The 24,913-nt window shown below is 44.2% G+C and carries 21 protein-coding genes; 7 read left to right on the plus strand and 14 right to left on the minus strand.

Annotated elements, in window-relative coordinates:
• Positions 1 to 186 precede the first annotated feature (186 nt).
• The 3 genes from OE749_RS00055 to OE749_RS00065 are packed head-to-tail and all read right to left on the minus strand — an operon-like array spanning position 187 to position 2,177.
• The gene (locus OE749_RS00055; RefSeq protein ID WP_263710295.1) at positions 187 to 468 is read right to left on the minus strand and encodes a YfcL family protein; all 282 of its coding nucleotides are present in this window, start codon (positions 466 to 468) and stop codon (positions 187 to 189) included.
• 1 nt (position 469) lies between these two features.
• The gene (locus OE749_RS00060; protein ID WP_263710296.1) at positions 470 to 1,615 is read right to left on the minus strand and encodes an ATP-NAD kinase family protein; all 1,146 of its coding nucleotides are present in this window, start codon (positions 1,613 to 1,615) and stop codon (positions 470 to 472) included.
• Complete coding sequence (locus tag OE749_RS00065) at positions 1,602 to 2,177, minus strand: elongation factor P hydroxylase (protein ID WP_263710297.1); 576 nt, start codon at positions 2,175 to 2,177, stop codon at positions 1,602 to 1,604. The genes OE749_RS00060 and OE749_RS00065 overlap by 14 nt, the downstream gene beginning before the upstream one ends.
• 256 nt (positions 2,178 to 2,433) lie before the next feature.
• Here OE749_RS00065 and OE749_RS00070 point away from each other — a divergent pair, with 256 nt between their 5' ends.
• The 3 genes from OE749_RS00070 (at position 2,434) to OE749_RS00080 (ending at position 4,801) form a co-directional block, all read left to right on the plus strand.
• On the plus strand, positions 2,434 to 3,132 hold the full coding sequence (locus tag OE749_RS00070; RefSeq protein ID WP_263710298.1) for an FFLEELY motif protein: 699 nt from the start codon (positions 2,434 to 2,436) through the stop codon (positions 3,130 to 3,132).
• A 98-nt stretch (positions 3,133 to 3,230) separates the two neighbouring features.
• Positions 3,231 to 3,656: an acyl-CoA thioesterase gene (locus OE749_RS00075; RefSeq protein ID WP_263710958.1), complete on the plus strand. Its 426-nt coding sequence runs from the start codon at positions 3,231 to 3,233 to the stop codon at positions 3,654 to 3,656.
• Entirely contained in the window at positions 3,656 to 4,801 is a 1,146-nt protein-coding gene (locus tag OE749_RS00080) for a retropepsin-like aspartic protease family protein (RefSeq protein WP_263710300.1), read from the plus strand. Before OE749_RS00075 ends, OE749_RS00080 begins: the two co-directional genes overlap by 1 nt.
• Positions 4,802 to 4,834: 33 nt before the next feature.
• Here the strand turns inward: OE749_RS00080 and OE749_RS00085 are convergent, their stop codons facing one another.
• Entirely contained in the window at positions 4,835 to 5,746 is a 912-nt protein-coding gene (locus OE749_RS00085) for a LysR family transcriptional regulator (RefSeq protein WP_263710301.1), read from the minus strand.
• A gap of 160 nt (positions 5,747 to 5,906) precedes the next feature.
• Between OE749_RS00085 and OE749_RS00090 the strand changes: the two genes are divergently transcribed.
• Both OE749_RS00090 and OE749_RS00095 read left to right on the plus strand, forming a co-directional pair.
• On the plus strand, positions 5,907 to 6,992 hold the full coding sequence (locus OE749_RS00090) for an efflux RND transporter periplasmic adaptor subunit (protein WP_263710302.1): 1,086 nt from the start codon (positions 5,907 to 5,909) through the stop codon (positions 6,990 to 6,992).
• 2 nt (positions 6,993 to 6,994) lie between these two features.
• A complete protein-coding gene (locus OE749_RS00095) occupies positions 6,995 to 10,069 on the plus strand; it encodes an efflux RND transporter permease subunit (RefSeq protein WP_263710303.1) in 3,075 nt (1,024 codons plus the stop codon).
• Positions 10,070 to 10,074: 5 nt separating this feature from the next.
• On the opposite strand, the gene OE749_RS00100 is transcribed toward OE749_RS00095, so the two are convergent.
• From OE749_RS00100 to prmB, 4 genes are all read right to left on the minus strand, one after another.
• Positions 10,075 to 10,953, minus strand: coding sequence for a hypothetical protein (locus tag OE749_RS00100; protein WP_263710304.1), 879 nt, complete (start codon positions 10,951 to 10,953; stop codon positions 10,075 to 10,077).
• Between the two features lie 298 nt (positions 10,954 to 11,251).
• The gene (locus OE749_RS00105) at positions 11,252 to 12,400 is read right to left on the minus strand and encodes an MFS transporter (RefSeq protein WP_404828111.1); all 1,149 of its coding nucleotides are present in this window, start codon (positions 12,398 to 12,400) and stop codon (positions 11,252 to 11,254) included.
• Positions 12,401 to 12,447: 47 nt separating this feature from the next.
• Positions 12,448 to 13,545, minus strand: a complete 1,098-nt coding sequence (gene aroC, locus OE749_RS00110; RefSeq protein WP_263710306.1) for a chorismate synthase — start codon at positions 13,543 to 13,545, stop codon at positions 12,448 to 12,450.
• Between the two features lie 53 nt (positions 13,546 to 13,598).
• Positions 13,599 to 14,516 (minus strand): 50S ribosomal protein L3 N(5)-glutamine methyltransferase, encoded by a 918-nt coding sequence (prmB, locus tag OE749_RS00115; protein WP_263710307.1) that lies wholly within the window; start codon positions 14,514 to 14,516, stop codon positions 13,599 to 13,601.
• A 191-nt stretch (positions 14,517 to 14,707) separates the two neighbouring features.
• Here prmB and smrB point away from each other — a divergent pair, with 191 nt between their 5' ends.
• Both smrB and OE749_RS00125 read left to right on the plus strand, forming a co-directional pair.
• A complete protein-coding gene (smrB, locus tag OE749_RS00120; RefSeq protein ID WP_263710959.1) occupies positions 14,708 to 15,295 on the plus strand; it encodes an endonuclease SmrB in 588 nt (195 codons plus the stop codon).
• A gap of 133 nt (positions 15,296 to 15,428) precedes the next feature.
• On the plus strand, positions 15,429 to 16,730 hold the full coding sequence (locus OE749_RS00125; RefSeq protein ID WP_263710308.1) for an HD domain-containing phosphohydrolase: 1,302 nt from the start codon (positions 15,429 to 15,431) through the stop codon (positions 16,728 to 16,730).
• 141 nt (positions 16,731 to 16,871) lie between these two features.
• Here the strand turns inward: OE749_RS00125 and OE749_RS00130 are convergent, their stop codons facing one another.
• The 6 genes from OE749_RS00130 to OE749_RS00155 form a co-directional block, all read right to left on the minus strand.
• Positions 16,872 to 18,386, minus strand: coding sequence for a sensor histidine kinase (locus tag OE749_RS00130; RefSeq protein ID WP_263710309.1), 1,515 nt, complete (start codon positions 18,384 to 18,386; stop codon positions 16,872 to 16,874).
• Complete coding sequence (locus tag OE749_RS00135; RefSeq protein ID WP_263710310.1) at positions 18,386 to 18,928, minus strand: heme NO-binding domain-containing protein; 543 nt, start codon at positions 18,926 to 18,928, stop codon at positions 18,386 to 18,388. The genes OE749_RS00130 and OE749_RS00135 overlap by 1 nt, the downstream gene beginning before the upstream one ends.
• Positions 18,929 to 19,056: 128 nt before the next feature.
• A complete protein-coding gene (locus tag OE749_RS00140; RefSeq protein ID WP_263710311.1) occupies positions 19,057 to 19,179 on the minus strand; it encodes a DUF3149 domain-containing protein in 123 nt (40 codons plus the stop codon).
• A 295-nt stretch (positions 19,180 to 19,474) separates the two neighbouring features.
• Complete coding sequence (locus OE749_RS00145) at positions 19,475 to 20,116, minus strand: transglycosylase SLT domain-containing protein (RefSeq protein WP_263710312.1); 642 nt, start codon at positions 20,114 to 20,116, stop codon at positions 19,475 to 19,477.
• Positions 20,117 to 20,204: 88 nt separating this feature from the next.
• Positions 20,205 to 21,836: a glutamate--cysteine ligase gene (gene gshA, locus OE749_RS00150; RefSeq protein WP_404828112.1), complete on the minus strand. Its 1,632-nt coding sequence runs from the start codon at positions 21,834 to 21,836 to the stop codon at positions 20,205 to 20,207.
• Between the two features lie 188 nt (positions 21,837 to 22,024).
• Positions 22,025 to 24,901, minus strand: coding sequence for a M16 family metallopeptidase (locus OE749_RS00155; protein WP_404828094.1), 2,877 nt, complete (start codon positions 24,899 to 24,901; stop codon positions 22,025 to 22,027).
• Positions 24,902 to 24,913 lie beyond the last annotated feature (12 nt).

Here is a 24,913-nt window from a genome sequence, read left to right on the forward strand (position 1 = left end):
GACATTGCTTTGTAATTTGCAATACTTTTGCTAAAACTCTGCAAAATCCGCGCCAGAAAGCATGACAGGATGGGGGCATGGTACATAATAATGAGAGAAAGTGAAGCGAGCCGCAGACTAAGATTGAAAGAGCAGACTAGCGGCAATTGAATGCCGCAATTCAGCCTAGTCTGTATAGTGACAACGCTATGATTGCGCCAAACGCTCCCACATAGATAAGGCCAATGCTTGATCGGCTTGTTCCAGTTCTTTTGCATCAAACGCGTTGTGTAAGCTGGCTCGCATACGTGCATCTAAGGCTGACATAGCATATTCCTTTGCTAAAAGCGCTTGGCTCACCACCAACGAAAAATGCCCATGAAGGTAACCGGAAAGGAATAGCTCCTCATCGGTTCCGTGCTCAACATAGCCCTCAAGTTTTCGTTCAATAATATCGACTTGCTGTTCAAATTCCGTCACTGTTTGCATATTACACTTCATCTTCGTCTATATTGGCAATCTGATAAAACACTTCATCTTGATAGCCCGTTACAATTCGAGTTAAACCACTTAGCATTTGGTTCGTTTTTGCATTGCCACTATCGACAACCAAAGGTCGACCATTCAGCGCTTGAAGTTTAGATTTTGTGGCGACAATAATTATGTTGTCTTTGCCAATAGCGTCAATCACTCTGGGGCTTAACTGCTGATTTCCTCGCCCAAGCACATGCCCCTGCCCGCCAATCAGGGTGATCACTAATTTGCATGGATGTTGTGTGACATAGTCATACAATTGGGGTTCTGTCACGTCTTGACACACCCGCTCTTGTTCATGCACCACATCAACACCGAGTAACGTGTTGTCTAGGCCAAGCTGCTCCATGATCGCTTCAACCGTTGAGCCCGACCCCATGATGTAACTCATGTGTTCGTGTTCTTCCATGTCATGGATAACATGATCAGCAATATCTGAAAGCACTAATTCTTCACTTTCTTTGCCGCCATTTTTCACGGCTTGAATGTAACGCACCTCAACTGGAACGAGCATGTCACCGTACAAACGCGCGCGCACCTGCCCTTGTCGAAATGCCTCTTCGTCGATGTCTTTCACCTGCGCTTCATCGACACTGACAATCTCTCCGCGGATCAACATCGCTAATACGCGTCCTGCAGATTTGGGCGTAATGGCGTAAACGCCTGAGTGAATCTTGCACCCTGCGGGGATACCAACCACCGGCAAGGATGCACCAATGGCGTCGCATAGGTTTCTGGCTGTGCCGTCTCCACCAGCGAACAATAAACAATCGATGTCGTATGCTTGTAATGCCTTAGCCGCAAGCTCAGTATCAGACGCTTCCGTTTGGCTTACAGTTGGAGAATACACACAGTGCACGTTAAAGCCCATACGGGTCGCCAAATCAAACCCCATTTCTCCGTGTGCGGTGTATATTTCTATTTGGTCTTTGAGCGGCAATAGTTCGTGTAAAGCAATCGCTGTTTTTTCATTCGCCTTTTTCTCCGCCCCCATTGCCAGGGCTTTTTCACGAATGGCTTTTCCATCGCTGCCTTTAAGTGCCAACGCGCCGCCAATGCCTGCAAAAGGATTAATGATTAGGCCCAGCTTAAATACACTCATCATATGCGTCCAATTGTTGCTTGAGATTAGGAAGATGTTTACCGAGTGGAGGCGTACCATAAAACAGGTGTAACGCCTGAATTAGCTGTTCAGCTCGCGGGGGAAACCCTGTTTCAATATAGTGTATAAGCTGCTCACGCACGTGTTTGGTAAAGGTCTCACGATCGGGCTCTGCGCCATGCAAATTGTCGGTACTTACTCTGAATGTTTTGTTAGCAGCCAGCGACAATCCCCATTCAACAGCTTGAGGCTTGATTTCTACTTTTTCAAACTCTGCCTGTTGCTGTGCGTTACGGCCGTCTGGGCAATACCAGTAACCATAATCTTCCAGCAAGCGCCGGGCTTTACCCGCGATGCACCAGTGAGCAATTTCGTGCAGTGCACTGGCATAGTAACCATGGGCAAAAATAATTCGGTGATAAGATATTCGCTCATCTGCTGGTAAGTAAATAGGTTCATCGTCTCCACGCACCAATCGCGTGTTCTCTGATTCAGAAAACGCGGCGTTAAATATGGATATCAAATCCTGAATTCGATGGCTATCTTGTTTATCTGCTACCATACACTGCACTACAGTTACTAAGATTGATCAAAATGGGTGATTGGATGTCTATCGACATTTACGTTAACCAATCATTACCGAGATTGCCTTTTCAGCCCGTTGATGCGGCCTAAGTTGGGCGCGTATTCTAGCGTTTGCATTTCCATATGTAAAAGCGGGCATGTAAGATTGTATAGAAATTTTGTATGCTGTCATCGCATACTGGCAAAACAACGCTGTGGCTTTCACTTTCATTAATACTGACAAGACGATCATTATGACACGGACTCTTGATAAGATTGTGCATCACCTCCACGAAGCTAACGCGTTGCAAAACGTGATTAACCAATCACCACTGCAAAGCAAGTTAGTGGACGTACAGAAATGGCAATGCCATCGTTTAATAGACACTCACCAACCATTTTGGGAAGACAAGCGATATAGCCCTGCAATGCAATTTTTTGTCAATGAATTGTATGGCCCGCAAGATTTTAGTCAGCGAGACGAAGAGCTTGCGAGAGTCGTTCCCAAAATGTCGACTTTATTGCCAGAAAAAGCGTTAGCGTCTCTTGAAACGGCGCTGCATTTAAATACGATGTCACTGGCACTTGACTGGAAGTTAACCCAACATCTTGGTGAACAAACCATTAATCGTGACACCTACGCCCACGCATACCGAGCTTGCAACAATGAAAAAGACCGGTTGCTACAACTGCAATTTATCGCAGAGTTAGGCTTAGCCTTGCAAGAAGTCATTAAAGTACCGGGCATTTCAACATTGTTAACCTTATCTAAACGGCCAGCAAAGGCAGCGGGTGTGTTAACGCTGCACCGATTCTTACACGAGGGATACCGCTCTTTCAAAAAACTTGGCAACGTTAAAGACTTCATCGGACCTGTTTTAGCGAAAGAGCACGCTATCATGGAACACTTGTTTCATGAAACCACCAACCCACTCCCCGAGGTAGCCTTTTGACTTTGCAGCACCAAACACCGTCTCAATCATTGCGTGAACCACAGGCTTCGATCCCCGATACCAATGAGCTGCAGTGGATATTGCCGCACCCTTTCCTTATGCCATGGACAGTCACCGAACCTGAGATTGATCATTATCAACACGTTAACAATGCGGAATACGTGAAGCAACTAGAGCGCGTGGCTTGGTCCCATTCCAATTCATTAGGTTTAACACTTGAAATGTACCGCGAATGCGATAGGGCGATGGCCATCCGTCGGCACGAGATTGATTATCTTGCCTCTGCGTATTTAGGTGATGAATTGTTATGTGCCACATGGATTGTTACTTGTGACAAAAAACTAAAACTGACCCGACAGTTTCAAATCATACGCAAGACAGATGGCTTGACGATACTCAAGGCGTCAACGCAATTTGTGTGTATTGCTATGAGCACAGGTAAGCCTAAAAAAATGCCAACACTGTTTGCAGACATCTACGGCAAGGCTGTAACGCCAGATTTGGCTCTAACTGAGACTACCTGATGCTAAGAGGCGTGTTCATTCTGCTTTTTGCAGCATCTGTTGGGTTAAACGTGGTGCTTTTAACAGGCGGGCGCCCATTTTCAGAACAACACCCCCTCAACCGTGAATTTGAAAGCCGCGAAGTCGACAACAGCGATGTCACGACACTCGCAAACACAAAAGCCCCAAACGCATTGCTGCCATCATCGACCTTGAATGTTGAACACCAAACACATTCCCTCGCATCGTCGGTTAAGGCTGAAATAGACTCGTGGCTGGCACAGGGAGATGTAGCGGCTGCGTTATTTACTGTACAACAAGCATTACGCATTGAACCTGAGAATGTCGCATTGCGCGTGCTGGAAGTAGAGCTAGAATCTCGAAGTGCGAGTGCTAGAGAAACTCTCCTTGCTTATTACGAATTGTTTGCGTTACCGCTGAATGCTGCGCAAAAAAAAGACATAGAGCGTACTATCGACACCCTGTCTCGCAAGCACATTAAAGCATTGCAGTCGGTGTCTGCATGGGAGGTGTTGTCTACTTTTTTGGAGCCACTGTGGCAAGAGGCGCCTGACAATGATCTGTATACACTCGCACTCGCCGAAGCGTATGCACATCAACACCTTTTTGCCCCAATGGAAAATATTTTGGCATCTCTTGCACCCAATAGCGCTGATGCTCGCCGAATCCGCGCCATGGCGTTACGCGAACAAGGCTTTTCCCACTCGCAGCAAAACACAACCCACACCGATCACCCAAGTGAGATTGAAAGCGAATATACACGTTTACCGCTTCAGCGAATCGGTCGTCATTTTCGAGCGTCGCTACGAGTAAATAACGAACCCGTCGAGCTTTTGTTAGATACTGGCGCATCGACATCGGTTATCAAAGCCTCGGTGTTTTATCAGTCGAATATCGGCCAGTACGCAAAACGCATTGGGTTGTATGACGTGAACACCGCTGGCGGCATGACAAGGGGCGAGCTTTACCATATTAAAACATTAAAGGTGGGTGACTATACATTGCCCGATACTGCCGTGATGGTCATGCCGCTGGAACATTTTGATCAAGCCGACGGCCTATTGGGTATGAATGTTTTGGGGTTATTTGATTTCAAAATTGACCAACAACAAGATGCGCTTTACCTGTCGCGGCTGAATCATTAAACACTTACAGTACTTACGCTATAATTTGCCTAGCTAGCACCCACAGTCTTGCTTTTTGAACGCATCAGACAAATGCCGAAATTGCTCCCATAAATAACTCGCCACAGGGCCATGCTGACGAGAATAGTGACGAAATACCCGAATTTCTGCTTCTATTTTAGATTCAACATCAGACAACACCACTTGTTGTAACAATCCGGTATCTATTTCTTTCATGCATTGTTGCTTACTGATTACCGCCCAGCCTGCACCATCGAGTAGCAAAGATTTAAGCGTGTAGATATCGCCAATTTTTATTTGCTGCATGCCTCGTACAAAAGTCAGTTTATCGCTATCAAAGGGCAAATCGCTTTCTTGTACATTCAAGCTCGGGTAGTGATTGAGTTGGCTGGCAAGGGTAATGTCTTTTGCATCAAACAGCGATGGAGACGCCAAAATAACAATTTCCATTTTGCCAATCGGCATGCTGTCAAAATTGCCTGCGGCGTGAAAAAGGTGAAACCAAGGACCTATCCCCAATTGGGCTTCTTGTTTAATAATATTTTGCAACGCGCTAAATCTTGAGCCTCCTGACACATTGAATCTCGTGCCGGGAAAGCTCCGAAAAGTCGACTTTAAACAGGCATTAATATGTTCATTAGAACAAAGTTGTTCATAAGAAATTGCAAAGGACGCTTCATTGCCACGAGCAAGCTCTTTCCCCAGTTGCGTCAACTGTTCGGCTTCTTGCAACAGCACTTGCGCTTCTTGAAAAAAAAGCTGGCCACGCTGTGTTAATCGAATACGATAATGAGCGCGATCTAAAATATCAAATCCGACTTGCTCTTCCAGCTTTTTTATCGCAATGGATACCGCGGGTTGCGTTTTATGTAATGCCGACGCGGCAGCATTAAGGGTTCCGTTGTCGATAATGGCTTTTAGCGTTCGCAGTTGATCTAATGTCATAAAATTTATTTATTAAGACTAGAATAAAAAATAAATATAATTTTATATGTCTTGAGATTATTCTTGCAAGCGTATTCTAAAATTCCGACGCGCACTATCTAAAAACGCGTTAATTATCTATGGTTTATATATCTTAGCGTTACTGAAATGGAGACTATGCATGCGCATATTCACGTCGACCGGTTTATTTCTTTTGGGTATTTCATTGGTTAGCTTACTGAGCGGTTGTTCTTCTGAAGTGGAAGTTGAGCAAGAAGAGGTGATTCGCCCAGTAAAACTCTATCGAGTTCAAGATGCGCACGACGATATGTTGCGTTCATTTCCTGCGGTAGTAGAAGCAAATCAAGGCTCATTTCTCGCGTTTAGAGTAAGTGGAGAATTGGTTGAATTTCCTGTTCTTGCCGGACAAGAAGTAAAAAAAGGTGCGTTACTTGCCAAACTGGATCCGGAAGATTTCGTGCTTCAAGTTGAAGACCGCAAAGCGCGCTATGAGCTTGCCAGAACTCAGTTAGAACGCATTGAAAGTTTGCGCCAAAAAGGCATTGCCAGCGAGAGCGAGTACGATCAAGCTAAGGCCAATGCGCAGGTAGCAGAAGCGGCCCTTAAAAAGGCACAAACCGACCTCCAATACACCGAACTTCGTGCTCCCTTTGATGGCACAGTGGCACGGGTTTTCGTTAAAAACTTTGAGTCTATTCAAGCCAAGCAAAATATTCTGCGTCTTGAAAACCGCGACTTGATGGACGTCACCATTCAGATTCCAGAAAAACTCGTGGCCCGCGTGAAAAAAGACAGTGGCTACAATCCCACCGTTGTATTTGATGGCTATCCCGATTTAGCCTACGAATTGTCTATCAAAGAATGGGACACCACCGCTGACAAGCGCACACTCACCTACCGTGTCGTATTCACGTTGCCTGTACCAGAAGAATTTAATCTGCTTGCGGGGATGACAGGGTCTGTTTTTATTGATCTTAGCAAAGTCACTACCATTGATACTTCGTTCATACGCGTGCCAGTCGAGGCCGTATTTTCAACACCAACCTCTGGTGAAAGCCGCGTATGGAAATACGACGCCGAGAGTCAGAGCGTTTCATCACAACCGGTTGTTGTGGGCGAACTTTTAGAAGGCATGATTGAAATTAAAGACGGCTTAAAAAGTGATGACGTCGTGGTCGCTGCGGGCGTTCACACCTTAGCAAACGGCATGAAAGTGCGCCCTTATATGCGTGAGAGAGGGCTGTAAGCATGACGGTAGCAGGATATGCGATTAAACATCGCGTGGTAAGCTGGATGGTAGCACTGCTTTTGCTGATTGGCGGAGGCGTGTCGTTTTTAAACCTTGGTCAACTTGAAGACCCCGAATTTACGCTAAAAACAGCTCTGGTGATGACAGCCTATCCGGGCGCATCTCCTCAACAAGTTGAAGAGGAAGTCACCTACCCCATTGAAAATGAAATCCAGCAACTTCCTTATGTTGATTTTGTGTCATCAATATCGTCAGCCGGCATGTCACAAATTACGGTAGAAATGAAAAGCACCTACCGGAAAGAGCAACTTCAACAAATTTGGGATGAGCTAAGGCGTAAAATTAATGATCTCCAGCCAAGTTTACCTACAGGCGTGCATCCGCCCACTATCATGGACGACTTTGGCGATGTATTTGGTGTGTTATTCGCTATCACAGGTGAAGATTATAGTTACGAGGAACTCAAAGACTATGTTGACTTTTTACGCCGCGAATTGGTGCTGGTAGATGGAGTAGGCAAAGTCTCTGTGGCCGGTGAGCAGCAACAGCAAGTGATCGTCGAGCTCTCATCTCAAAAGCTGGCGACTTTGGGCATCCCAGCAAGTCGAATCTACCAATTGTTACAAAGCCAAAATACCGTATCAAACGCGGGACGTATAAAGGTGGGTTCAGAGAGCATTCGGCTTCACCCAACGGGTGAGTTTCAAGACGTTAAAGAACTCGAACAGTTAATTATTTCATCGACCGGCGAAGCAGAGTTAATTTATTTAGGCGACGTGGCGAAAGTATTTCGAGGGTATAAAGAAGTCCCCTCTAACATTACGCGTTTTAATGGCAAGCCTGCGCTTTTACTAGGGATATCCTTTTCCAGTGGTGTTAACGTCGTTGAAGTCGGCGAACGCCTGACTTCTCACATGGCATCATTGGAATACCAACGTCCTGTCGGTATCGATATCAACACCGTGTATCATCAACCCAAAGAAGTTGACTCGTCTGTTCAAGGGTTTTTAATGTCACTGCTTCAGGCTGTCGGCATTGTAATCATTGTGCTATTGATTTTTATGGGCTTTAGAAGCGGCCTGTTGATTGGCTTGGTTTTACTGTTAACCGTATTAGGCACCTTCATTTTTATGGATTTGCTCAATATCGACTTACAGCGTATCTCGCTCGGTGCGTTAATCATTGCGCTGGGAATGTTGGTAGACAACGCCATAGTGGTTACCGAAGGCATACTCATCGGCTTAAAACGCGGACGCTCTACATTGCAAGCCGCTATAGATATTGTTGAGCAAACCAAATGGCCGCTATTGGGTGCTACCGTAATCGGTATTACTGCATTTGCCCCTATCGGACTAAGCTCTGATGCGTCAGGCGAATTTGCTGGTAGTCTGTTTTATGTGTTGTTAATTTCTCTGTTTTTAAGCTGGATTACTGCCATCACGCTTACACCATTTTTTGCCTCTTTACTGTTCAATGAGAAAGACCAAAAAGCGGAGAGTGACGACAATCCTTATCAAGGGATAATCTTTGATGTGTACAACAAACTGTTGTCGATGTCGTTGAAATACAGAAAAACCACCATTGTATTAATGTTTATCGCGCTTGTGGGTGCAATGGCCGACTTTTCAAGTATTAAACAATCGTTCTTCCCCGCATCAAACACGCCTATGTTTTATATTGATTACTGGCGCTTTCAAGGATCAGATATTCGTCAAACCAAAGAAGATGTCGAACGCATTGAAGCATACCTTCTTGACAAGAACGAAGTTGTCGGGGTAACGAGTACAATTGGTCAAGGCGCGCCGCGACTAATGCTGACCTACAGCCCGCAGCGCCGATACGCGTCGTATGCCCAGCTTATTGTGCGTGTTGAAAACCGTGAACAACTCGCGCCTTTGATTGCGCAAGTAAGAACCTTTGCCAACGAAGAGATGTTGCAAGCCGATGTAAAAATCAAGCCGGTTGAAATTGGCCCATCTAACGACGCCAAGATCGAAGCACGTTTTAGCGGCCCAGATCCTGAAGTCTTGCGTCAACTGGCAGAAAAAGCCAAAGATGCCATGCGTCAGGATCCTAAAGCACACAATATTCGCGACAATTGGCGCGAACGTAGTAAGCTGATTCGCCCAGAGTTCAACGAGCACGTGGCTCGCCGCTTAGGAATTACTAAAGAAGATCTTGACCAACGTTTGTTAACGAGCTTGTCTGGGTTACAAGTTGGCTTGTACAGAGATGGTACACAGATGCTGCCCATCCTTGTGCGTTCGCCAGAACAAGAGCGCTTACATGTAGAAAATCTTCAAGACTTACAGATCTTTAGCCCTGTCATGGGCACCTATGTTCCAATCTCGCAGATTGTCGATAGTTTCGATGTGGAATGGGAAGACGGGCTAATTATGCGACGAGACCGTAAGCGCACCATCACCGTAATGGCAGACCATGACATTCTCGGAGATGAAACAGCCGCGAAGTTGTTCCAGCGCATTCGTCCTTCAGTGGAAGCCATTGAACTTCCTCATGGGTATGAGTTTAGTTGGGGCGGCGAATATGAATCATCTACCGATGCTCAAACAGCTATTTTTGGCTCTCTTCCGCTTGGGTATTTGGCCATGTTTATGATCACAATCTTGTTGTTCAACTCCTTAAAACAACCTTTGGTGATATGGGCAACCGTGCCGTTAGCCGTAATTGGCGTATATGCAGGTTTAACGTTAATGAACAGCCCATTTAGTTTTATGGCACTGCTGGGGATGCTAAGCCTATCAGGCATGTTGATAAAAAATGGGATCGTACTGGTGGATCAGATCAATATTGAAATGCGCTCAGACAAAGACCATTATCAAGCAGTCTTTGATTCAGCGGTAAGCCGTGTGAGACCAGTATCAATGGCTGCTATTACCACCATATTAGGCATGATACCGTTACTATTTGATGTGTTTTTCAATCCAATGGCCGTAACGATAATGTTTGGATTAGGGTTTGCGACAGTACTCACCTTAATTGTCGTGCCGGTGCTATACACCATGCTCTATGATATTCCGACACCCGACGGTGCTAAAAGCGAGCCGAAATAGGCTCGCTATAAATCAATTATAATGTCACGCGATTGAGGTGAATAAGCCTCAATCGCATCAAAAACGGCAAAATCCTGAACAATCAAGTCAACGCCTTGGGTATTTCGGTTACCACTTTTGCTGCTCATCGCGCACAATAACATCCAATTGGTTGGGCTTTCTGCCGACCAAATAAAACACTCACGAAAGCCACTTTTTAACAACGCATACCCTTGCTCATCCCGATAAAAACCAGATTGCCTGGTAATGTCTAACCCTTTAAAAAATTGATTCACTCGCTGCTGAGTTTGCCTCATTGGAATCGTCGCGGCGACTGCCTCTCCTACCTTGGATACACTCAACGCACCGAAACGGTTGGGGGCAATAGAAAATCGACGTTGGTATGTATCAAACTTATCGGGTTCACCGTAGCGCTGTACCAGCTTAGTAAAGACACTGTGTTTAATCGGCTCAATAGACAGATAAGCACTGGCAAATGCATAATTCACTTCTGATGACGTAACAAAGCCTTTGTCAGTATCAAAATGAAGGGTCACCCGCTGCACAAGCTGACTGTCTTGATAGGGCTGAAAAAACAATGTTTCAACTTTGCGACTGCGGCTTCCACCTGAGATATATTGCACTTCGCCACCTTGCGCATGTAACGCCATAACTCCCGTCATGACATTGTCACCCACAGCAATCTCTCTAACCTGAAAATGAGAAGTAAAGCCTAGTTGGTTTTCCGTTGAAAAGCGCTTTAGTCCGGGCAGACTTTTCACAGCACTCATGTCGCTCGCCGCCTTTTCGCGCTCAACGTCTTGGGCGTGAACGAATAAGCAAGAGCTCGCAACCCACAGCCCTATCACCCCAGCTAACATTGAAACTTGTCCTTCTCGCTTCACATATGTCTCCTTGGTTTATGGTAGGGAAATATTACCACGCTGATTTTATCAAATGGTGTCTTATTCAGCGCGCCCGTACCCCGCCCACTTTTGAACGTATAACACATTAAAAGATAACAAAACTTTATACCACGTCCAGCGTATTTGTGATCATTCGTTAGAAAAGATAACGATGTAAATCAAAGAACTTATCAACACGAAACTAGCAACCTTTCGCGTTTTTTTATGCTCAGAAGGCAGCCATACAACTGTCATTGTATGGCTGTTTGCGTCAGGAGACTAAAGACGATTTAGCAGCTTAGCATGCACTTGCTCGCTGCTCCATTGATTGACGAGAAATGCAAAGTAGCACTAACGCAGATAAACACGCCGCAGCAAAACTCACCATAAAGCTCAGGTAAGCACCTTTGCCATCTTGCCACATAAGCCCCGCGCTGTAGTTTCCAATCGCGCCCCCCACACCGAATGCCAAACTGACATATAGTGCTTGCCCACGGCTATGGAACTGTTTGGAGAAGAAGTGGTGAATGAAGTGCACAGAAGCGGCGTGAGTCAATCCGAAACTAAACGCATGTAGTACTTGAGATAGCACCACAATTACGACCGAATCGGGATAATGCGCCAATGCCAACCAGCGAATGGCCGTAAGCAGCAGGCTTGCTACGAGTACCCACTTTACTCCCATTATCGAAATGAGTCGCCCAGCGAGTAAGAAAATTACCACCTCAGCGGCAACGCCCAGCGCGACTAACCAGCCCGTTTGCTGACCGGAATAGCCTAAGTCCAGCATATATAATGCAAAAAAGCCGTAGTACGTGCCAAAGCTTACCTGCAGTAACAGCGCTGATACGATAAAAGCGAAAAACACCGGTGACTTGGCTTCACGCCAAATGCTGCCCAACTCTTGTGCGTTTGGGCGTTCTACTTTAGGCTCTTTTAACGTTAATGTGGAAAGAAATAGCGCAGACAATACGACAGCACTCACGACAACCGGTGCCTCAGAAGAAAACACGTCAATTGATTGCCCAGCCACAATGGTCAAGCAAATAAAGCCGATACTTCCCCATAATCGAATCTGGCTGTATTTGGTGGCGTTACTATTGACGGTATTCATGGTTAATACCTCAAGCTGAGGTAACACGGCAGTCCAGAACATCATCATGAGTGCAAAAGGAACAGTAATTCCCCAGAAGCCGTCAAAGAAAAACACCAAACAAAAGGTACACGCCGTTAATAAACAGCCAAAACGCAGTACATTTAAGCCTTTTCCCGACTTATCAGCCATTGACGCCCACAAGTTCGGGCCCAAAATTCTGGCAATGGTTATAATGGCGAAAAGTTCGCCGATTTCAGCGGAGCTAAACCCTCGCCCATCAAGAAATACACCCAAATAAGGAACAAGTACGCCTAACTGACCAAAATACAAAAAGTAGGTGATAGCGAGCAACACAAAATTTGTGCGCTGCCCGGTTACAGCAGAAGTCACTATTAGTGCTACTTTTGAGCAGGAATGACTGGCGTGATAGATTGCACCCCAGCATTCTGCGCTCGGTGTCTAAGAAGATGATCCATCAACACTATCGCCATCATGGCTTCAGCAATCGGCACAGCACGAATGCCTACACAGGGATCGTGTCTGCCTTTGGTGATGACCTCTGCGGCCTCACCCTTAACATCAATGGTGTTGCCTGGCACTGTAATACTTGAGGTCGGCTTAAGCGCCATGCTTACAAGAATGTCTTGCCCTGTGGAAATACCACCCAATACGCCACCCGCATGATTAGAGGCAAAGCCGTCTGGTGTAAGTTCATCACGATGTGCACTGCCTTTTTGTTCAACCACGTCAAATCCGTCACCGACTTCAACGCCTTTTACGGCATTAATGCCCATCATGGCATGCGCCAAGTCAGCATCAAGACGATCAAACACAGGCTCACCTAAACCAACAGGAACGTGTTTCGCCACCACTGACACTTTTGCGCCAATAGAATCGCCCTCTTTCTTTAGGTTGCGCATGTATTCGTCCAGTGCTTCAAGCTTTGATGCGTCGGGGCAAAAGAAAGGATTTGTATTGGTTACAGCGTGGTCAACGGTGTCAATTTTCACAGGGCCTAATTGGGATAAATAGCCGTGAATTTCAATACCATGCACTTGCTTTAAATATTTTTTAGCAATACCACCTGCGGCAACACGAATAGCGGTTTCTCGCGCTGATGAACGGCCGCCTCCACGATAATCACGAAGCCCATACTTTTGTTGATAGGTGTAATCAGCGTGACCTGGACGGAAGGTATCTTTAATCTTCGAATAATCTTTACTGCGCTGATCAGTATTGTTAATCAATAAACCAATACTGGTGCCCGTCGTTTTGCCTTCAAACACGCCTGATAAAATTTTCACTTCATCTTCTTCACGACGTGCAGTGGTATAGCGCGACGTACCGGGCTTTCTTCTGTCTAAATCAACCTGTAGATCCGCCTCAGAAATCTCTAATCCCGGAGGGCAGCCATCCACAACACCGCCAATCGCGACACCGTGGCTTTCCCCAAAAGTTGTAACTGTAAATAATTTTCCGAATGTATTGCCAGCCATGACGTTTATTTTCCTCTTACTACTTGAAAACGTTAACGATGATTAACGTTGTATTACTCGCCAAAGTAGGCTGTTAATGTTTCGCGCTGAACAGCGAATACGCCGTGTCCACCATGCTTGAACTCAACCCATTCAAGCTCAAGCCCAGGATATTTATGCTCCATATGCACCTGACTGTTCCCCACTTCGACAAACAGCCAGCCCTTAGGATTTAATACCTCTGGCGCTTCTTTAAGAATTGTATCGACTAAATCTAAGCCATCATCACCGGCGGCGAGCCCTAATTCAGGCTCATGATGAAATTCATCGGGTAAATCAGCCATATCCTCGGCGTCAACGTAGGGAGGATTCGATACTATAAGGTCGTACTTATGCCCCTTTACACTATTGAATAGATCCGACTGAATGGGAAAAACTCGCTCATGCATTGCGTGCTCGTCGATATTGATTTCAGCCACTGATAACGCATCATCAGAAATATCAACCGCATCCACCTGCGCCGACTCAAAGGCGTGGGCCAACGCAATGGCAATACAACCGCTGCCAGTACACAAATCTAAGATATGTTGAGGTTCGTCTGTTATCCATCCGCCAAAGCGCAGCTCTATTAGCTCTGCGAAGGGCGAACGTGGCACCAATACACGCTCATCGACGTAGAATGGATATCCGCAAAACCATGCCTGATTGGTTAAATAAGCAATCGGTAACCGTTCTTCAACACGGCGCTTTACCATGGTTGCGATTAATGTTTTTTCATCGGTCGTTAATGCTGCACCAAACATTTGCTCGTTGCTTTGCTGAGGTAAATGCAGTAACTGCAACACCAAGCTCACGGCTTCATCCCACGCATTGTCAGTACCATGACCATAATACAACCCAGCTTCATTAAATCGACTGACAGACCAACGCACCCAATCCAGTAGCGTGGATAATTCTTGTATCGGTTGTTCAATTTCAAGCGAGTGTGTCATGGACTTTTATTGCTCCTAAGGCAAGTTTGATGATGGAAATATAGCGTAACTTCTTGGTAGAGACTATCCAGGTTTGATAAACTCCGCCACAGAGAAACCGCGCAGGCAACCAACTAAGACAGCTGTCTCGAACTTTTAAGTAGACGTATTATTTTACTATGAAAAAATTGAATCATTCTTTTCTGCAAAAAATGGCATCTTCAGGAGAAGATGAAACCGATGCGAATCGTTCTGCAGACGATGATTCAATGTTCCGAGAAGCGTTTAGTGACATTGTGCCAATCGAGCAAGACAAAATACCGCCTCCGCGCAAGATGAGCAAGCAAAAATCCACCGTTTTGCAAAAAAACTCGGCCTTCAACAAAGAACAAAATCAACTGCGCCAAGCAGCCGCATCATTTCATTTTTCAGATGGGTTCGAAGCCCATTTCGATATGAATGGGCCACTGAAATACGTGAAGCCCGGTGCAGACAGCCATGAAGTGAAGCGTTTACGTCGTGGAGAGTATCCGCCAGACCTGATACTCGATTTACACGGCTATAAACGTGACGATGCCAAACTAGAGATTGCAGCGTTAATTGAAACCGCGCGAAAAGAGCATATTCATTGCGTGTGTATTGTTCATGGTATTGGTAGCTTTGTGTTGAAAAAAACCGTGCCAAACTGGCTTGTGCAGCACCCATCCGTTTTGGGTTTTCACCAAGCTCCTCTTGAGTGGGGTGGTCAAGGCGCGCTACTTGTTCTCATTGAGCAACAACAGAACTTGGGCAAGTTTTAGAACTACTCCTGTAGCAGTTCTTCTATTTATCTCTACATATCAATGACGTGCTACTTTCCTAGACAGCAGTTCATTCCCTCGCTATAACTTAAACCAGTTAAGCCTTTTACGTAAATCTACAGCACTTGGAGAAATGGTGGAGCCTAAGGACAAACCATGCATTCTTTGCGTTGACGACGAGGAAGAAATTCGATTATCGCTGAAACGGTGTTTGCGTAAACTAGATGCAAATATCCACTTGGCTCCCGATGCCAAGCAGGCATTAGACTTTCTCTCTCAGCACGATGTTGATGTTATTATTTCAGACATGCGCATGCCTGGAGCTTCCGGAGCTGAGTTGTTTCAGCATGTGGTCACTCATTATCCCGATACATATCGCATTATGCTAACTGGATTTGCCGACATTGAATCAACGATTCAAGCCATCAACTTAGGGCGCGTACACCGTTTTATCTCTAAACCATGGGACAACCAACAACTTGAAGAAGACGTAAAAGGCGGTATTGAATATGCCCGCGTTAAACGTGAAAACATTCGGCTCACGGCGTTAGTCACAAAACAAAATGCTGCGCTAACAAGCATGAATCAAGATTTGGAAAAGCAAGTGAAAGTGAGAACGAAACAAATTCGTGCCGCACTTGCAAAAATTCATAAAGAGCAGGATGTGATGCACCAAATGCTGTTCAACTTTATCAACGTTGATCCTTATATTGATTCGCTTTTTGCCAAGAGTGTGAAACGCCTTGCGAACCGTATTGGTGAGAAAATGCAATTGAGCGAAAAATATATCGATGCGCTGAAAACGGCAGCGTTAATGTCTGAAGTCGGATTATTAGGCGTCGACAACCGTATTTTGATGCAACCTTTTCATAAGTTGAATGCCGCACAGCGAGAAGCGTACCTGCAACAAGTAACCTATGTAGATTTAATTCTCTCACCCGCCACCCACCTCAATGACGTGAAAGACATGATTATGAGTCAATATGAACATGTTGATGGAAGCGGGTTTCCGAATAAGCTTGTGGCTGACTCCATTCCTTTAGGTTCTCGGATTATCGCTATCGCACGTGACTTTTGGCGCTATGTCGGTGGTAAATTAACAGGAAGCAAAATGGAGTTCGAAGAGGCGAAAAAGATGCTAATGCGTTACAAAGGAACCCGCTACGATCCTCTTGTACTCAATGCATTGATGCAAATAAAATCTTTTGACAGCGCAAATGCCATGGAACAAAAACTATCAACTAAAGATCTTAAACCCGGCATGATTCTTAAGGCAAACCTATATACAGACAATCACTTTCTATTGTTGTCGGCAGGACACGAGCTGACCACATCAACGATTCAAAAGCTGAAACAGTTTGAAGTTAAACAGCGCAAATCGTTGTTTCTCGCCATCGACGAAACTGACAATACAGCTGCCCAAGGAGAACTGTAGGCGGTTTCACTGAATCTCTTTTTGGACTCGCTAAATGCTAATGGGAATTTATCCACATTGAAAAATACTGCGGTTAGCCTCCAAGTTTTCGCCTGCCAGTTCACTCTCTGCCTTGTCACCAAACACAACAAGTACCTATGTTTAACTATCAACGTCGCTATCGATTGGAAGAATAACTGAAAATTCAGTGCCTTCTCCTAACTTAGATGAAACACTAATAATGCCATGGTGAGACTCTACCATAGCATAGGAAATGCTTAGCCCAAGCCCAGTTCCTACCCCCACAGGTTTAGTGGTATAAAAGGGAGTGAACAGTTTATTAAGGGTCTCCTCCGACATTCCTATTCCTGTATCTTTGATAGCCACTTCAATCCAGCTATTCGTATTTTGACCTGCGTGTAATCCTGTTGGAGGCTCGTTCAATACTGAACTATGAATATGTAAAGTTCCACCATCGGGCATGGCCTGAGCGGCGTTAACAAGCAAGTTTACAAATATCTGTTGTAGCTGGCCTGCATTGCCTTTAATTAAAGGCAATGTTTCTGGTAAGCGATTGTCGATTTCGTGATGATACTTAAATGCATTTTTTGTGACCTGCAATGACTTATCAATCACGTCACGCAAATTCACCCACGCATGTTTCGCATCGCCAGCATGTGAAAAACTTTTCAAACTATCTACAATCGCCTTTATGCGCGACAAACCCTCAATATTTGCCTGTGTCAGCGCGTCAATATCCTGCTTCATCTCATCGAATTGAATAGAAGCAATTGCATCACGGATATTTTCAATTGTGAGGTGATTCTCACTATCAATAATCGCTTCAATGATTTTGCTAATATCATCAAAATATTCACTAAGCACACCAAGGTTTGCGCGCAAATATCCTATTGGATTATTGATTTCATGGGCAATACCCGCCGCTAATTGTCCTAGCGACGCCATTTTTTCCGATTGAATCAAACGAGCTCTGGCCTCAGTTAACTCACTCACCGTCTTTTTGAGCGCATCATTTTGCTGGCGTAACTCAAATTCTCCTATTCTCCGCTTCAAACCGCTGAACATTTGCCTTCTGGTGATTTCAAGTGCATCCGTCATGCCTTGTAACATCGACGCTTCTCGATTGAAATGAAGAAAGAGCCAATAACGCGTATCAAAAAATTCAAATAAACAATAATAAAACAGCCCATGATTGACTCGCTTCGTGTGCCAACATTTGTCAGAAGGGGGCGCATTCAGAATGAATGAAAGGGTGTCTGCTGATAATGAGCGAATAGCAGGCGTAGATTGTTCAACCTCACTATTTAACTCATGTTCAAACCACAGCACTTCGTCTGCCTGACTATATTTTGTGAGCAGTACCGACATGTCATCCATGAATTGTGCAATAGTGGATTCAGACAGGTTGATTTCTGCCGCCTGCCCTAAAAATGCCATTTCTTGTTGCTTCTTCTGCGAAGCTTCTAGTGAATAATGTAGCTTTCGATTTTCGGTGCTTTGACTAACTATCTCTTTGTGTAAATCGGTCTCTGAAAGCTGAGAGACAGTATGGCTTTGCGCGTTTCTCTTATTACCAGCCATTTCTAGAGCAGTTTCAGAGCGCTTCTTTCCCAGAGTATTTGAACGGCTTCTTGAGGGTGCTTCGTGCTTAGTCATCAAGGCAACTTCACGATTTCTATTTGGCAGTCATCATCCCCTTCATGGACACACTGCAAATGATTAATTTCAATCGCCTCACGAAAATAATCACTGGCTCCCAATAAAATACCTTCACACAGAAAACATAGGTGTCTTGGTGAGGTATACCGAAAGACAAGCTTTTGAGACGTCTGCTGCAAAAATACAAAATGTGGAAGTTGAAGGTGAGAATCAATTCGTTGAGCGTTTGGGTAAACCGTATTTTCTACGCTGAGAATAAATGAAAATAGATCCGTGTCACTATTGTTCCCACTAGCAGGCAACGAATGGAGTGTAGAAAACAGCTTGCGGCCAAAACCAACTAAGACATCTTCTGGCGTATCATCCCGCAGAGCAACGACACTAGAAATAATATCGTAAAATACGCGGTCTTTAATAACGCCAGTATGTATGTCTTCGGTTACAGGTAGATTTGCTACTTCAGCACTTTGTTGCCAAACCACGCGCCCCCATTTAGAAACAATATATTTTTCTAATTCAACGAGTATCATCCCCTTCATTGTGCTCTCCTATATGACACAATGAAGTGTAGCCTATCACACCAACTATTCGCACTGAGGCAAAATAGATTTTACGATATGTCGCTTATTGGTATATCAACAGGTGATTGGCACAGCGTGTCTGCTGGCTACAGGTTGTTATTGGTGTTGTGTATAAACAGATAGACGTAATAAGCGCAAATACCAATCACAACCAACAATCCAAGCAATGAACCCCAAGCCACAGGATCTTTAAATAATAATTCCAGCATTATGATTGCTCCTACAATTAACCCGATATGTGTGTATGAGGTTAGTGTAGAAGCTCGTATGAAAAGGATAATGATCCAGATCAACAAGGCGGTAAACTATAGAATAATCGGACATGGAAAGTTGTTTTAGTTGCTTCTCACATCGGCATCCATCCGCAACCCTTGAGGTGGTCGAATAGATAACACGATATTTGGAGGCGTTGACAATTAAGTAGCCAAACGCGTACAAGACTACCTTGCCAATTCGACTACGCTATTTCATTTACCTCGCATATAGCCAGACATTGTGAAACGCTTAGCCAAACAAGCCGAAGAACCACCCACCTTTTAGGTCGTCTTCACATTGTTTGAGCTGCTTTGCATATCGATAGGAGCGCTGATTGACTTTTTTAGCAACTGATTTTAGCCACTTCTTACGGTTATAGGTTTTACGCTTAAACCCGCCCCACCCTTCGTGGTAATTAAGATATTGAGAATAAGCGTCCCATTTTGATATACCGTTAATTTTATAGGTTTTTGAAATGAACCATCCCATAAAATCAATCGCATCATCAAAATCATCACGATCAGCCCATGAGTTTCCGGTTTCTCTGACGTAGTCAGCCCAAGTAGGCGTTTTTGCTTGTGAATAACCGTATGCCGAGCTAACACGGCCCCAAGGAATAAGCCCAAAAAAAATATAATCTCGCGGCGGAAGTGCATCGGCTCTAAACGAACTTTCTTGATACATCATCGCCATTGGCACGTGTATCGGCACGCCCCACTTGTCGCGCATATCTGCTGCCGCGTCATACCAGTCCGATTTTTCTTCAAAGATATCACATAAGTTCGCAGCATTTTTAGGCGGTGTTACTGTACAAGCATTCAAAAAAAAGAGAACAAAAATAAGAGTTGTAAAATTTTTACCACTTTTTATATTTTTTTTGAACTTTTCCATAATCTACTGCTCTTAATTTATGTGTTCTAGTTAAAGTGTATTTTCCCTGGTAGTAACTTAAGGCCTGACGTTTTTGTCAGGCCTTTTTTTATGCGCAACCTTGCTGAATAATTGTTTTCAGTGAATCGGTTGAGTAATGCGCTAGGTCTGCAAAGTACTCCTGAAGGAATGTTTCAAAACTTAATTTATCGTTGCTTTCTATATCTTTTTGAGCATTAATCGACTGAGTAGCCATGTGAACAAAGTCAGATTCGTGTGTTAATTCGTAAGCCTCTGTTAAAAAGCGCGCACGATACTCTTCCGCCATTTCTCGGCCAAGAATACCATTATCTTTATTCTGAACCTTCAACAAATTGAGCAATCGTCCACTTGGCGTGTTACTGGGATCCACAAATTTGAGCCACTGACGCTCAAGCGCTTCAGAAAACGTAGTTGTCTCATTCACTTCGTCAAGGATTTTTGCGATCGACCGAAAAGATTCAAACACTTCTTCTGCCCACTGCTTCATCTCAATTGACGTTTTATCTTTAGATAAAGTCAATGAGGGCGCTCGTCCTTCTATTACAACTTTCTTTAAGTTGTCTTCAGTTTCTTGATAAGACTCCCGTGTAAACGCGGAGCTCGGCGCTATCAAGCAATAGACCATAAAAATGTCGAGAAAATAAAAGTGATCGGGTGAGATACCTACGTCACTGAATGGGTCTACATCCAGTGCTCTAACTTCAATATAGTTGACCCCGCGAGCCTCTAGCGCATCGGTAGGCTTTTCTAGCGACTGGGTGGGCTGCTTAGGACGTACTGGCGAATACAGCTCGTTTTCTATTTGAAGTACATTCGCATTAAGTTGCTGATACTCGCCATTTTCAGGTGCAAACTTTTGATAGGCTTGAGACGGTGAGCTCTTTGCAGCCCTTAATGAGGCAATATACGAATTCACGTCATTGTAGCAAATCATTAACCCAGACTGGGCTGAGTTGGTGTATCCCAAGTCGCTCATTCTAAGCGATGTTGCATAGGGCAGATAAATAGTGCCATTGCCCAATGATTCAAAAGGTAACGATGTTTTTTTGCCTTTCACGAATGAACCACAAAGCGCGGGCGAAGCACCAAATAGATAAGGGATCATCCAACACAATCTGCGGTAATTTCGAATCATTCCAAAATAAGCAGCAGAAATGGAGTCTTTATCCACTGTACCAGTATGGGTTTTCTCAAGCCATGCCGTCCAGAAACTATCTGGTAACGAAAAATTGAAATGTACGCCAGATATCGCTTGCATCATACTACCGTAACGGTTCTTTAACCCCTTTCGGTACAATGTTTTCATTTTTCCAACGTTTGAATTGCCATATTTAGCAAGTGGGATACTGTCTTCGTTCTCAATGAAGCAGGGCATACTCATAGGCCACAAGCGTTCCTGACCAATGTTTTTTGCAACAAACCGATGAATATCTCTAAGCTGTGAAAGTGTTGTTTCGGGCTTTCTCTCTGGGGGAGTAATAAACTCAAGCAATGACTCAGAAAAGTCTGTCGTGATTAGGTCATGAGTCAGCGCAGCCCCAAGTGTTTGCGGGTGCGGTGTTAAGGCCAAAGAGCCATTCTCATTAATACGTAATGTTTCCCGCTCTACTCCGTGACGAATGTCTGTCAGCGTAGATTTCACTGAGGCGTCTTTTAAAACATCTAAACGCCCTTCAAAGGTTAAAGTTCTTGTCAAAATGAATCCTAATGCTTGAGCAAAGCCTTTTATTGGGGAACTTAAAAATACTTTTCAAGCCCCCAACATAACTATAATGTGATTTTTATCAAAAGACCGAAGTAGATTGCACTTTAATTCAGTTTTTAATAAAAACTACGTTACCTTGCAGCATCATATACTAATCAAAAGATGATGTAGACAGCAAAGTCTTATTCACTTACGACGTTCATCTTAACGATAGGCCTATCTAACGCGTTAAGCGCACTTTCTAGTCTATTCGCATCGCCGACAACAATTATTTGCATCGTATTTACATCTAGCAGCTCGCTCGCAAGGAGGTTCAACTCACGCTTAGAAATAGATTCGATAATTTGTAGTTGCGACTGACGATAACTTGTATCAAGACCGTAAACCAATAAATGGCGCAAAAACTGTGCCTTACTGGCAGGCGTTTCGTATTGAAGCGCTTCAGATTGCGTGTAAGCAGCTCGTAATGTGTCTAGTTCATCTTCCGACATTCCCAACCGCTGATAGGTTTCAATCTCTGCTAGCATTTCTTGGATACCCTCTACAGTATTTTGCGCATTCAAATTAGAAGAAGCTACAAATTGTCCCAACGTCACCCCACCAATAAATGCCGTAGAAGCTCCATATGTATATCCCTTGTCCTCACGCAAATTCATATTAATGCGACTGTTGAACATACCTCCTAACGGGAAATTCATTAGTTTAGCTTTGAATTGTTTATCTGTAGCGTCATACGGTAGGCTTCTTTTTAGTATCTTTACTACAGATTGGGCTGCACCGGGTTTATCAACCAAATAGATGCTTGGTTGGGTATTTTCCGGGAAAGGCTGATAAGGCGCGATATCATAAGATTTGCCTGACCAACTCGATAAAAAATCGACTTTTTCCAACAAGGCTTTCTTAGGCACATTTCCGACTACAACCATGCTGCCTTTAGAAGGCGAATAATAAGACGTGTAAAATGATTTTACATCTTCCAACGTTATATTTTGAATCGTGTTTATCGTGCCCATATCAGGCAGTCCAATTCTATTATCAGCACCATAAAGCACAGTCTTGCTAGCGATAGACATCAACGCATTAGGCTGTTTATATTGCTGTTGTAGAGATTGTAAAATTTGGTATTTAACGCGGTTAAAATCAACCTCTTCAAATTTAGGAGAAAATAGTTTTTCTTTTAATATTAATAGTGTTTCATCTAAGTGTTTAGTAAGTGAAACTAATGTTATTTCGGTAAATCTTCCGTTTGCAGTAAATGAGATTGAACTTCCTAGTAGTGCTAGCTGATTAGCAATTTCTTCTGTAGAAAAACGCTCTGTCGTTTCATTCATCAATGACGCAGTAATAGAAGCCAAGCCCGCTTTATCTATCGGATCTAATAGAGGGCCTCCCTCCATGCTCAAGGTAAGTGTCACCGTAGGTGTTTCAGATGTAAAGTGGCCTATTACTTCTATACCATTGCTCATCTGATGTCGCCATACTTCAGGGACCTGAACGGCGGGATTGATAGTCGCAGCAGGCATAACAGAGCGATCAAAGTTATCAACAATATTTTGGGGTGCCACGAACTCAGATACAGTTTCGACCTGACTCAAATCCCTCTCAGGCGATGCGTAATTCGTTGGAGAAGCCGCAAGTTGAGTTTGACCAGTGGGTACTATGCTTAAAACAACACGAGGTTGGTTTTTGATGTATCGGTTGTAGACTCTGGTAACGTCTTTCTTAGTGACATTACTGTAGCGATTGATGTCAAAGTCGACTAAATCTGGTTCACCACCAAGAAACTCGTTTGAAGCCAATGTAGACACCTTGCCAGCAACACTCTGCAAGCCAAATACCGTCGCGGCCTCTATTTGTGCCTTTGTTCTCTGTAGGTCCTCGTCTAATACACCACGTGATTCAAATTCATTAAGCGTCTTATCAATCATCGCATACAGTTCAGATAATGATCGCACCTTACTAGGATTTGCCAACGCAATTAACTGGAACTCACAAGCCAACTCCCTGCAAGGGTGTGAGACTACCGCTTGAACAGCGCGATTAGGCTTCACTAAGTTTTTATAGAACAGAGACGTCTTTCCTTCTCCAAGTATATGTGACAACACATCCAGTGCGGCCTCATCTTCATGTCGAACATGAACGGTCGGAAAGGTGACTTGAAGAAGCGGTAAATGCACTTCGTCCTCCAGAGTCACAAAGCGGGTCTCTGGCAACGTAACGGGATTTTTTTCTTGATCGTAGACATGCTCTCCAGAAGGAATCGATCCAAAATACTTATTTACCCACTTCAATACAGTAAGTTCATCAAAATCGCCGCCTATAGTTAGGATCGCATTGTTGGGGCCATACCAGCGTGTAAAGAAAGCCTTGAGATCATTGACATTGACGCGATCTAAATCTTCTACATAGCCAATTACAGGCCATGAGTATGGATGTTCATTGGGATATAACGCTTCAGAGTTTACTTCATCTCGTAAGCCATAGGGTTGATTGTCAATGCGCTGAGCACGCTCGTTTTTGACAGTCTCACGCTGTACTTCGAATTTTTCCTGAGTGACTGAATCCAGCAAAAAGCCCATACGATCTGCTTCTAACCAAAGCACTTTCTCCAACTGATTTGCAGGGATTGTTTGGTAATAGTTTGTACGATCAGAATTAGTGGTTCCATTCAAATTTCCTCCAGCCTCAGTAATAATCTGGAAGTGCATGTCATCACCTACATGCTTTGAACCCTGAAACATCATGTGTTCAAAAAAATGAGCAAAACCCGACTTACCTACATCTTCGCGTGCTGATCCAACATGATAGGTCACATCTACGTGCACTAATGGATCAGAATCGTCCTCATGTAATATGACTGTCAATCCATTGCTTAACTGATACTTTTTGTACGGGATAAAAACCCCTTCCTCGTTTTTAGACTTCTCACTGATTAACACAATACCTTCAGGTAAACTGCCAGAGGCAGTGCTTTTCAGCGAGACGTGATTATTCGAGCAACCCGCTAAGTTAAAGGCAATTAACGTAGCAGCTATAAACTGACAATATATTCGGCGCACTTTCAGGTTCTT

The sequence above is a fragment of the Fluctibacter corallii genome (assembly GCF_025751585.1).
Lineage (GTDB): Bacteria > Pseudomonadota > Gammaproteobacteria > Enterobacterales > Alteromonadaceae > Fluctibacter_A > Fluctibacter_A corallii.

Excerpts from the sequence above, each read along its gene's own strand:
- OE749_RS00055 (WP_263710295.1), bottom strand. The coding sequence starts at position 468 with ATGCAAACAGTGACGGAATTTGAACAGCAAGTCGATATTATTGAACGA.
- OE749_RS00060 (WP_263710296.1), bottom strand. The coding sequence starts at position 1,615 with ATGAGTGTATTTAAGCTGGGCCTAATCATTAATCCTTTTGCAGGCATT.
- OE749_RS00065 (WP_263710297.1), bottom strand. The coding sequence starts at position 2,177 with ATGGTAGCAGATAAACAAGATAGCCATCGAATTCAGGATTTGATATCC.
- OE749_RS00070 (WP_263710298.1), top strand. The coding sequence starts at position 2,434 with ATGACACGGACTCTTGATAAGATTGTGCATCACCTCCACGAAGCTAAC.
- OE749_RS00075 (WP_263710958.1), top strand. The coding sequence starts at position 3,231 with ATGCCATGGACAGTCACCGAACCTGAGATTGATCATTATCAACACGTT.
- OE749_RS00080 (WP_263710300.1), top strand. The coding sequence starts at position 3,656 with ATGCTAAGAGGCGTGTTCATTCTGCTTTTTGCAGCATCTGTTGGGTTA.
- OE749_RS00085 (WP_263710301.1), bottom strand. The coding sequence starts at position 5,746 with ATGACATTAGATCAACTGCGAACGCTAAAAGCCATTATCGACAACGGA.
- OE749_RS00090 (WP_263710302.1), top strand. The coding sequence starts at position 5,907 with ATGCGCATATTCACGTCGACCGGTTTATTTCTTTTGGGTATTTCATTG.
- OE749_RS00095 (WP_263710303.1), top strand. The coding sequence starts at position 6,995 with ATGACGGTAGCAGGATATGCGATTAAACATCGCGTGGTAAGCTGGATG.
- aroC (WP_263710306.1), bottom strand. The coding sequence starts at position 13,545 with ATGGCTGGCAATACATTCGGAAAATTATTTACAGTTACAACTTTTGGG.
- prmB (WP_263710307.1), bottom strand. The coding sequence starts at position 14,516 with ATGACACACTCGCTTGAAATTGAACAACCGATACAAGAATTATCCACG.
- smrB (WP_263710959.1), top strand. The coding sequence starts at position 14,708 with ATGGCATCTTCAGGAGAAGATGAAACCGATGCGAATCGTTCTGCAGAC.
- OE749_RS00125 (WP_263710308.1), top strand. The coding sequence starts at position 15,429 with ATGGTGGAGCCTAAGGACAAACCATGCATTCTTTGCGTTGACGACGAG.
- OE749_RS00130 (WP_263710309.1), bottom strand. The coding sequence starts at position 18,386 with ATGACTAAGCACGAAGCACCCTCAAGAAGCCGTTCAAATACTCTGGGA.
- OE749_RS00135 (WP_263710310.1), bottom strand. The coding sequence starts at position 18,928 with ATGAAGGGGATGATACTCGTTGAATTAGAAAAATATATTGTTTCTAAA.
- OE749_RS00140 (WP_263710311.1), bottom strand. The coding sequence starts at position 19,179 with ATGCTGGAATTATTATTTAAAGATCCTGTGGCTTGGGGTTCATTGCTT.
- OE749_RS00145 (WP_263710312.1), bottom strand. The coding sequence starts at position 20,116 with ATGGAAAAGTTCAAAAAAAATATAAAAAGTGGTAAAAATTTTACAACT.